The sequence below is a fragment of the Macromonas nakdongensis genome, assembly GCF_002837145.1.
Classification (GTDB): Bacteria; Pseudomonadota; Gammaproteobacteria; order Burkholderiales; family Burkholderiaceae_C; genus Macromonas_B; species Macromonas_B nakdongensis.
The window spans coordinates 1-8,170 of the sequence record NZ_NWMV01000095.1; the positions used below are offsets into that span (position 1 = coordinate 1).

Consider the following 8,170-nt stretch of genomic DNA (forward strand, 5'->3'; position numbering starts at 1 on the left):
CTTCGCCATCCGTGAAGGCGGCCGCACCGTCGGCGCCGGCGTCGTGGCCAAGATCATCGACTGAGAAGGACGCTGATCATGAGCAAGCAAAAAATCCGCATCCGCCTGAAAGCGTTCGACTACAAGCTGATCGACGCCTCTGCCGCCGAGATCGTCGACACCGCCAAGCGCACCGGCGCGATCGTCAAGGGCCCGGTGCCCCTGCCGACCCGCATGAAGCGTTTCGACATCCTGCGTTCGCCGCACGTCAACAAGACCAGCCGCGACCAGTTCGAGATCCGCACCCACCAGCGCCTGATGGACATCGTCGATCCGACCGACAAGACCGTCGACGCCCTGATGAAGCTGGACCTGCCGGCCGGCGTGGACGTGGAAATCAAGCTGCAGTGATGCGCTTGTGTGAGCGTGGGGTGTAGGCAACTCGCCACACGCTTGCATTTTTGACGCCCGCGGGGTAAACTCGCGGGCTTCGCGGCTTTTGGCTGCGAGGTATTCCAATCAACAGCCCCGGCCAATTGCAGTCGGGAACGGAGAAAACAATGAGTCTGAGCAACTCTCTCGGGTTGTTGGGCCGCAAGGTGGGCATGATGCGCCTCTTCACCGAAGACGGGGACGCAGTGCCCGTCACGGTGGTCGACGTGTCGAACAACCGCGTGGCACAAGTCAAAACCCAGGCCAACGACGGCTACGACGCCCTGCAAGTGGCGTACGGCAAGCGTCGCGCTTCCCGCGTGACCAAGCCCGAAGCCGGCCACCTGGCCAAGGCCGGTGTGGAAGCCGGTGAAATCCTCAAAGAATTCCGCGTGACCGCCGAAGTCGCTGGCAAGTTTGCCGCCGGCGCCGTGCTGCCCGTGGCCGAGCTGTTCGCCGCCGGCCAGAAGGTGGACGTGCAGGGCACCTCGATCGGTAAAGGCTTCGCCGGCACCATCAAGCGCCACAACTTCGCGTCGCAGCGTGCGTCCCACGGCAACAGCCGTTCGCACAACGTGCCGGGTTCCATCTCCATGGCCCAGGATCCGGGTCGCGTGTTCCCGGGCAAGAAAATGACCGGCCACATGGGCGACGAGACCGTGACCACCCAGAACCTGGATGTGGTGCGCGTCGATGCCGAGCGTCAGCTGCTGCTGATCAAGGGTGCCGTTCCGGGTTCCAAGGGTGGCTTCGTCACCGTGCGCCCCGCCGTCAAAGCCAAAGGAGCTAACTGATGCAAGTCGAACTCCTGAACGACCAGGGCCAGGCCGCTTCCACCGTGGAAGTGCCCGAGACCGTGTTCGGTCGTGACTACAACGAATCGCTGATCCACCAGCTGGTGGTGGCTTACCAGGCCAACGCGCGCCAGGGCACCCGTGCCCAGAAGGACCGCGAGCAGGTCAAGCACAGCACCAAGAAGCCGTTCAAGCAAAAAGGCACCGGCAACGCCCGTGCCGGTATGACGTCCTCCCCGCTGTGGCGTGGGGGTGGTCGCGTGTTCCCGAACAGCCCGGAAGAGAACTTCAGCCAGAAGCTGAACAAGAAGATGTACCGCGCCGGCATGGCCTCCATCTTCTCCCAGCTGGTGCGTGAAGGCCGCCTGTCGGTGGTGGACTCCCTGAAAGTGGAAGCCCCCAAGACCAAGCTGCTGGCCGACAAGTTCAAGGCCATGAACCTCAAGTCCGTGCTGGTGATCGCCGACGAAATCGACGAAAACCTGTACCTGGCTTCGCGCAACCTGCCCCACGTGCTGGTGCTGGAGCCGCGTTACGCCGATCCGCTGTCGCTGGTTCACTACAAGAAAGTGATCGTCACCAAGGGTGCCATCGACAAACTCAAGGAGATGTTCGCATGAGCAACGTCCAGTTTGACGAAGGCCGCCTGATGCAGGTGCTGGTTGCGCCCATCGTGTCTGAAAAAGCCACCATGGCCGCCGAAAAATCCAACGCCGTGCTGTTCAAGGTGCTGCGCGACGCCAGCAAGCCTGAAATCAAGGCCGCGGTGGAACTGCTGTTCAACGTGAAGGTGCAAGCCGTCAACGTGTTGAACCAAAAAGGCAAGGCCAAGCGCTTTGGCAAGACCGTGGGCCGCCGTGATCACGTGCGCAAAGCCTACGTGACGCTGCAGCCGGGTCAGGAACTGAACTTCGGTGGGGAGGCCGTCTGATCATGGCAGTCATCAAGATGAAGCCGACTTCGCCAGGCCGTCGCGGCATGGTGAAAGTCACCCGTGACACCCTGCACAAGGGTGCCGGTTACGCGCCCCTGCTGGAACCCCAGTTCCAGAAGGCCGGCCGCAACAACAACGGTCACATCACCGTGCGCCACAAGGGCGGCGGCAACAAGCACCACTACCGCGTGGTGGATTTTGTCCGCAATAAGGACAACATCCCCGCCAAGGTGGAGCGCCTGGAATACGACCCGAACCGCACCGCGCACATCGCGCTGTTGTGCTACGCCGACGGCGAGCGCCGCTACATCATCGCCCCGCGTGGCGTGGAAGTGGGCGCCACCCTGTTGAGCGGCTCCGAGTCGCCGATCCGCGCCGGCAACACCCTGCCGATCCGCAACATCCCCGTCGGTTCGACCATCCACTGCATCGAGCTGAAGCCGGGCAAGGGCGCGCAGATCGCGCGTTCCGCCGGTGCCTCCGCCGTGCTGCTGGCCCGTGAAGGCGTGTACGCCCAGGTGCGCATGCGTTCGGGCGAAGTGCGCAAGATCCACGTGGATTGCCGCGCCACCATCGGCGAAGCGTCCAACACCGAACACAGCCTGCGTCAGCTGGGCAAGGCCGGTGTGAAGCGTCACATGGGTATCCGTCCGACCGTTCGTGGCGTGGCCATGAACCCGATCGACCACCCGCACGGTGGTGGTGAGGGCCGCACCGGTACCGGTATGCCGCCGGTGGATCCGTGGGGCAACCTGACTAAGGGTTACCGCACCCGCAACAACCGCCGCACGCAGAACATGATCGTGTCGCGTCGCAAGAAGTAAGGGGCCACGTAAATGACTCGTTCTCTGAAAAAAGGTCCCTTCGTTGACCACCACCTGCTGGCCAAGGTTGAAAAAGCCGTCGCCACCAAGGACAAGAAGCCGGTGAAGACCTGGTCGCGCCGCTCCATGATCCTGCCCGAGTTCATCGGTCTGACCATCGCCGTGCACAACGGTAAGCAGCACGTGCCCGTGTACGTGACCGACCAGATGGTCGGCCACAAGCTGGGTGAGTTCTCGCTGACCCGCACGTTCAAAGGCCACCCCGGCGACAAAAAAGCCAAGAAGTAAGGACACACCATGGAAACACGCGCAATTGCACGCGGCGTTCGCCTGTCGGTCGACAAGGGCCGTCTGGTGGCGGACCTGATTCGCGGCAAAAAGGTGGACCAGGCCCTGAACATCCTGACGTTCACCCAGAAGAAAGCTGCTGGCATCGTCAAGAAGGCCCTGGAATCCGCGATCGCCAACGCCGAGCACAACGACGGCGCCGACATCGACGAACTGAAGGTCAAGACCATCTACGTCGAGCAGGGCACCACGCTAAAGCGTTTCACCGCTCGCGCCAAAGGCCGCGGCAACCGCATCAGCAAACCCACCTGTCACATCTACGTGACGGTTGGCAACTGAGGCCTAAAGGAAGACTATGGGACAGAAAATCCATCCTACCGGCTTCCGCCTGGCGGTCAGCCGCAACTGGGCCAGCCGCTGGTACGCCAGCAACCGCGACTTCGCGGGCATGCTGGCCGAAGACATCAAGGTGCGTGAGTACCTGAAGGCCAAGCTGAAGAACGCCGCGGTGTCCCGCGTCGTGATCGAGCGTCCCGCCAAGAACGCCCGCATCACCATCTACTCGGCACGTCCGGGCGTGGTGATCGGCAAGAAGGGCGAGGACATCGAGAAGCTGAAGAAGGACCTGGCCGCCAAGTTGGGCGTGCCGGTGGCCGTCAACATCGAAGAAGTGCGCAAGCCCGAAGTCGATGCCAAGCTGATCGCCGACTCCATCACCCAGCAGCTGGAAAAGCGCATCATGTTCCGCCGCGCCATGAAGCGCGCGATGCAGAACGCGATGCGTCTGGGCGCCCAGGGCATCAAGATCATGTCTTCGGGTCGTCTGAACGGCATCGAAATCGCCCGCACCGAGTGGTACCGCGAAGGCCGTGTGCCGCTGCACACCCTGCGCGCCGACATCGATTACGGCACCTCGCTGGCCCAAACCACCTACGGCATCATCGGTGTCAAGGTGTGGGTCTACAAGGGTGACCACCTGGGTCGCAACGACGCCCCGTCGCTGGACAGCACCCCGCGTCCCGACGACGAGCGCCGTCCCCGCGGTCCGCGCCGTGACGGTGCCCGCAACGACCGTCCGGGTCGTGGCGGCCCCCGTCGTGGTGGCAGCAATGCCGCCCCGGCCGATGGCAGCGACAAGCCCCAGGCCTAAGGAGAAATAGAACATGTTGCAACCTGCTCGCCGTAAATACCGTAAAGAGCAAAAAGGCCGCAACACGGGTATTGCCACCACCGGCAACACCGTGGCCTTTGGCGATTTCGGCCTGAAGTCCACCGACCGTGGCCGTCTGACGGCACGCCAGATCGAATCCGCACGCCGTGCGATCTCCCGTCACGTCAAGCGTGGCGGCCGCATCTGGATCCGTGTGTTCCCCGACAAGCCGATTTCCAAGAAGCCGGCCGAAGTCCGTATGGGCAACGGCAAGGGCGGCGTGGAGTACTACGTGGCCGAGATCCAGCCCGGCAAGGTGCTGTACGAGATCGTGGGCGTGCCCGAGCAACTGGCTCGCGAAGCGTTCACCCTCGCCGCCGCCAAGCTGCCGCTGCGCACCACTTTCGTGACCCGCATGCTGGGCCAGTGATCAGGAGAACACAAGATGAAAACTGCTGAACTGCGCCAAAAAGACGTTGCCGGCCTGGAAGCCGAAGTGAAAGCCCTGCAAAAGGCCCACTTCAACCTGCGCATGCAGAAGGCCACGCAACAACTGTCCAACCTCGCCACGCTGCGCAGCACCCGTCGTGCCATCGCCCGTGCGAAGACCATCCTTGCTGAAAAGCAAGCCGCCAAGTAAGGAGTGACCATGACGGAAGCCAAAACCTCCCTCAAGCGCACCTTGATTGGCAAGGTGGTCAGCGACAAGCGTGCCAAGACCGTGACCGTGCTGGTGGAACGTGCTGTGAAGCACGAGCTCTACGGCAAGATCGTGATGAAGTCGAGCAAGTACCACGCGCACGACGAAAACAGCGAGTACAAGCTGGGTGACATCATTGAGATCACCGAGAGCCGCCCGCTGTCCAAAACCAAGAACTGGGTTGTCACCCGCCTGGTCCAAAAGGCCGAACTGGTGTAAGCCTGTTTTCGTGCCCTCGGGCGCGAATGGAAAAAACGACCGACAATCTCGGTCGTTTTTTTTCGTCCGTGCATGCCGCACGGTGCAACCCGGCCCGAGGGCCACATTCAGGAGTCACACATGATCCAGGTCGGAGACAAACTCCCCGCCACCACGCTGATGGAATTCGTGGAGGTCGAAGGCGGGGGCTGCAGTCTGGGCCCCAATCCCGTGAACGTGTCCGAGGCCACGGCCGGCAAGACCATCGCCCTGTTCGCCGTGCCCGGTGCCTTCACCCCGACCTGCTCGGCCCAGCACGTGCCGGGTTACCTGGCCCAATACGACGCGCTCCAGGCCGCTGGCGTGGACGAAATCTGGTGCGTGGCGGTGAACGACGTGTTCGTGATGGGCGCCTGGGGCCGCGACCAGCAATGTGCCGGCAAGGTGCGCATGCTGGCCGACGGCAGTGCCGCCTTCGCCCAGGCCACCGGCCTGACGCTGGACCTGACCGCGCGCGGCCTGGGCCTGCGCAGCAACCGCTATTCCATGCTGGTGCAGGACGGTGTGGTCAAGACCCTCAACGTCGAAGGCCCGGGCAAGTTCGAAGTGAGCGACGCGGCGACCTTGCTGGCCCAAGCCCAGGCCCTGCGCGCCTGATCAGAGCGCGACCTTGAGGTAGTGCGCCCCGGGCAAGGGGTTGTGGTAGTACGGGGCCACTTCTTCGAACCCGGCTTCGGCGTACAGCGCCCGGGCGGCTTCCATGTCGCTCAGGGTGTCGAGCAGCATGCTGTCGTAGCCGGCCTGGCGCGCGTGCAGCAGGGTGTCGTCCACCAGCAGGCGGCCCAAACCAAAGCCGCGGAAGGCGCGGCGCACAAACAGCCGCTTCATTTCGCAGGCATTGAGGTGGTCGCTGTCGGGCAGGGGCCGGAAGGCGCAACAGCCGGCCGGCTCGCCGTCGATGAAGGCGAGCAGCAGCGCGCCCAAGGGGTGCTGGTAGTCGCCCGGCAGTTGGGCCAATTCTTCGGTGAAGCCCTGGAAGTTCAGGTCCACGTCGATGTCGCTCTGGTACTCCAGAAACAACTCGCGCACCCATTGCAGTTTCGGTTCGGTCAGCACCACCTCGATGCGGATGTCGGGGGTGGGCACAGGCGGGTGCGGCTCGGTCATGTCGCCACTATACGGCATGGGCCGAGGGGGGCCGTGTCGCGGTGTTCAGCCGTCGGCCAGCAGTTTTTCCAGCAGGCTGTGCAGGGCGACAAAGTCGGGTTCGCCGACGTAGCGTTTGACGATGTGCCCGCGTTTGTCCACCACGTAGGTGGTGGGGGTGAGTTTGACGTCGCCCCAGTTGCGCGCCAGTTCGCCAGTGTTGTCCAGGGCCACTTTGAAAGGCAGTTGCCGGCTGCTGGCGAAGTTGACGACCCAGTCGGGCGGGTCGTAGCTCATGGCCACGGCGACGGTTTCGAAGCCCTGGTCCTTGTACTTCTGGTACGTGTTGACCAGGCTGGGCATTTCCTTGACGCAGGAGACGCAGGTGGTGGCCCAGAAGTTGACCAGGGTGACCTTGCCTTTGAGGTCGGCGCTGTGCAGGGTGCTGCCGTCGATGAGGACGAAGCGCGACTCGGGCGCAGCATCTTGCGTAGAGCAGGCGGACAGGCCGGCGAGCGAGGCCAGGGCAAGGGCCAGCCAGGCCAGGCCCTTGCGGCGGGACGGGTGGTGCAGCGGTGCGGCGTTCATGGTCGTGTCAAGGTTGGCGCCCGCGCAATTGGCGGCGGGCGGTGTCGAGGCGGTCTTGCAGGTAGGCGCCGTAAAAGTCGGCTAATGACATGCCCTCGAGCCGTTCGGCGATCTCCTGGCCGGCGGGGTTCAGGAACAGCACGGTGGGCGCGATGCGTGCCTTCCAGGCCTGGGCCTGGGCGTAGGGGGTGGTCATCTGGCCCTGCAGGTCTTGCAGGGGCGTTTTACGGTCCAGCATGTTGACCTGCACCGCCACCACCTCGCCCTTCTGTTGCATGGGGCCCAGGTAGTGGCCGCGCACCACGTCGCAAAAGGCGCAACCTTTGAGCGTGACCATGACCACCAGGGGCTCCTGGCGGGCGGCGGCTTTTTGCGCGGCGGCGCGCAGGGAGCCGACCACGGGCAGGATGTCGGGCAGGCCGTCTGGGTTGAGGTTGCGGGTGTTCATGGGGCAAGGCGGTTGCGGATTGGAGCCGGCGATCGCTGCGAAGTTCACGTGCAGCGCCGCTTGGGTACCATCGACCGGTTGGATGCCTTATTGTGCGCGCTTTGGCCTGGGCCCGGGCGAGCTGTTTTATGGGAAAGGTGGGCGATGCGGCGAGCGTGGTTGTGGTCGGGGGTGTTGTGTCTGGCGGCGTGCAGCCCGACACACAATTGGCGCACGGTCCGCCCCGAGGGCGCGCCCGTGGAGGCACTGATGCCCTGCAAACCGGAACGGGCCGAGCGTGAAGTGCCCCTGTTTGGGCCGGACCGGCCGGCGGTGCTGCTGCGCATGTCGGGTTGTGATGTGCGCTCCAGCACGTTTGCCGTCGCCGTGGCGGGTTTGCCGACCCCGGTGGGCGGGGCGGTGGCGCCGTCGGCCGAGGCCGCGTTGCGGCTCTGGGCCCAAGCCACCTGGGCCAGTTTGCGCCAGGTGGTGCCGCCCGGACAGGACGCGCCGCCGGGGTGGACGGTGCGCCCGGCGGTGGTGCCGGGGGCCGGGCAGGCGCAGCGCTGGAGCGGGCCGGCCGTGGACCACCGGGGCCAGCCCCTGCGTGCGGAGGTGCTGTGGGCGGCCCGTCGGGGTTGGCTGGTGCAGGCGGCCTGGTACGGCGAGTCCCTCGAGCCCGAGGTGGCAGACACCTTCTTCGGCGGGGT

At 64.4% G+C, this 8,170-nt stretch carries 15 protein-coding genes and 1 pseudogene; 13 read left to right on the forward strand and 3 right to left on the reverse strand.

Going from position 1 to position 8,170, the window contains the following annotated elements:
* Positions 1-78 precede the first annotated feature (78 nt).
* The 12 genes and pseudogenes from rpsJ (at position 79) to CON77_RS12220 (ending at position 5,956) form a co-directional block, all read left to right on the forward strand.
* The gene (gene rpsJ, locus CON77_RS12165; protein ID WP_101049512.1) at positions 79-390 is read left to right on the forward strand and encodes a 30S ribosomal protein S10; all 312 of its coding nucleotides are present in this window, start codon (positions 79-81) and stop codon (positions 388-390) included.
* A gap of 149 nt (positions 391-539) precedes the next feature.
* Positions 540-1,205 (forward strand): 50S ribosomal protein L3, encoded by a 666-nt coding sequence (gene rplC / locus CON77_RS12170; protein WP_101049514.1) that lies wholly within the window; start codon positions 540-542, stop codon positions 1,203-1,205.
* Positions 1,205-1,825: a 50S ribosomal protein L4 gene (gene rplD / locus CON77_RS12175; RefSeq protein ID WP_101049516.1), complete on the forward strand. Its 621-nt coding sequence runs from the start codon at positions 1,205-1,207 to the stop codon at positions 1,823-1,825. The genes rplC and rplD overlap by 1 nt, the downstream gene beginning before the upstream one ends.
* Positions 1,822-2,136: a 50S ribosomal protein L23 gene (gene rplW / locus CON77_RS12180; protein WP_101049518.1), complete on the forward strand. Its 315-nt coding sequence runs from the start codon at positions 1,822-1,824 to the stop codon at positions 2,134-2,136. The genes rplD and rplW overlap by 4 nt, the downstream gene beginning before the upstream one ends.
* 2 nt (positions 2,137-2,138) lie before the next feature.
* Positions 2,139-2,963 carry a 50S ribosomal protein L2 gene (gene rplB, locus CON77_RS12185; protein WP_101049520.1) on the forward strand — a complete coding sequence of 275 codons (825 nt, stop codon included), beginning with the start codon at positions 2,139-2,141 and terminating at the stop codon, positions 2,961-2,963.
* 12 nt (positions 2,964-2,975) lie between these two features.
* On the forward strand, positions 2,976-3,251 hold the full coding sequence (gene rpsS / locus CON77_RS12190; protein ID WP_101049521.1) for a 30S ribosomal protein S19: 276 nt from the start codon (positions 2,976-2,978) through the stop codon (positions 3,249-3,251).
* 9 nt (positions 3,252-3,260) lie between these two features.
* The gene (rplV, locus tag CON77_RS12195) at positions 3,261-3,590 is read left to right on the forward strand and encodes a 50S ribosomal protein L22 (protein ID WP_101049523.1); all 330 of its coding nucleotides are present in this window, start codon (positions 3,261-3,263) and stop codon (positions 3,588-3,590) included.
* Between the two features lie 16 nt (positions 3,591-3,606).
* Positions 3,607-4,392: pseudogene (gene rpsC, locus CON77_RS12200) on the forward strand (30S ribosomal protein S3); the annotation flags it as partial.
* Between the two features lie 22 nt (positions 4,393-4,414).
* Positions 4,415-4,831, forward strand: a complete 417-nt coding sequence (rplP, locus tag CON77_RS12205) for a 50S ribosomal protein L16 (protein WP_101049525.1) — start codon at positions 4,415-4,417, stop codon at positions 4,829-4,831.
* Between the two features lie 15 nt (positions 4,832-4,846).
* On the forward strand, positions 4,847-5,041 hold the full coding sequence (gene rpmC, locus CON77_RS12210; RefSeq protein WP_101049527.1) for a 50S ribosomal protein L29: 195 nt from the start codon (positions 4,847-4,849) through the stop codon (positions 5,039-5,041).
* A gap of 9 nt (positions 5,042-5,050) precedes the next feature.
* Positions 5,051-5,320, forward strand: coding sequence for a 30S ribosomal protein S17 (rpsQ, locus tag CON77_RS12215; protein ID WP_101049539.1), 270 nt, complete (start codon positions 5,051-5,053; stop codon positions 5,318-5,320).
* A 120-nt stretch (positions 5,321-5,440) separates the two neighbouring features.
* Entirely contained in the window at positions 5,441-5,956 is a 516-nt protein-coding gene (locus CON77_RS12220; RefSeq protein WP_101049529.1) for a peroxiredoxin, read from the forward strand.
* On the opposite strand, the gene CON77_RS12225 is transcribed toward CON77_RS12220, so the two are convergent.
* The 3 genes from CON77_RS12225 to CON77_RS12235 are packed head-to-tail and all read right to left on the reverse strand — an operon-like array spanning position 5,957 to position 7,481.
* On the reverse strand, positions 5,957-6,466 hold the full coding sequence (locus CON77_RS12225; RefSeq protein ID WP_101049531.1) for a GNAT family N-acetyltransferase: 510 nt from the start codon (positions 6,464-6,466) through the stop codon (positions 5,957-5,959).
* Between the two features lie 45 nt (positions 6,467-6,511).
* A complete protein-coding gene (locus CON77_RS12230; RefSeq protein ID WP_101049533.1) occupies positions 6,512-7,033 on the reverse strand; it encodes a TlpA disulfide reductase family protein in 522 nt (173 codons plus the stop codon).
* A 7-nt stretch (positions 7,034-7,040) separates the two neighbouring features.
* Positions 7,041-7,481, reverse strand: a complete 441-nt coding sequence (locus CON77_RS12235) for a thioredoxin fold domain-containing protein (RefSeq protein ID WP_101049535.1) — start codon at positions 7,479-7,481, stop codon at positions 7,041-7,043.
* Positions 7,482-7,730: 249 nt separating this feature from the next.
* Here CON77_RS12235 and CON77_RS12240 point away from each other — a divergent pair.
* Positions 7,731-8,170 (forward strand): hypothetical protein (locus tag CON77_RS12240; RefSeq protein ID WP_157826945.1); only part of this gene is annotated, 440 nt, incomplete at its 3' end.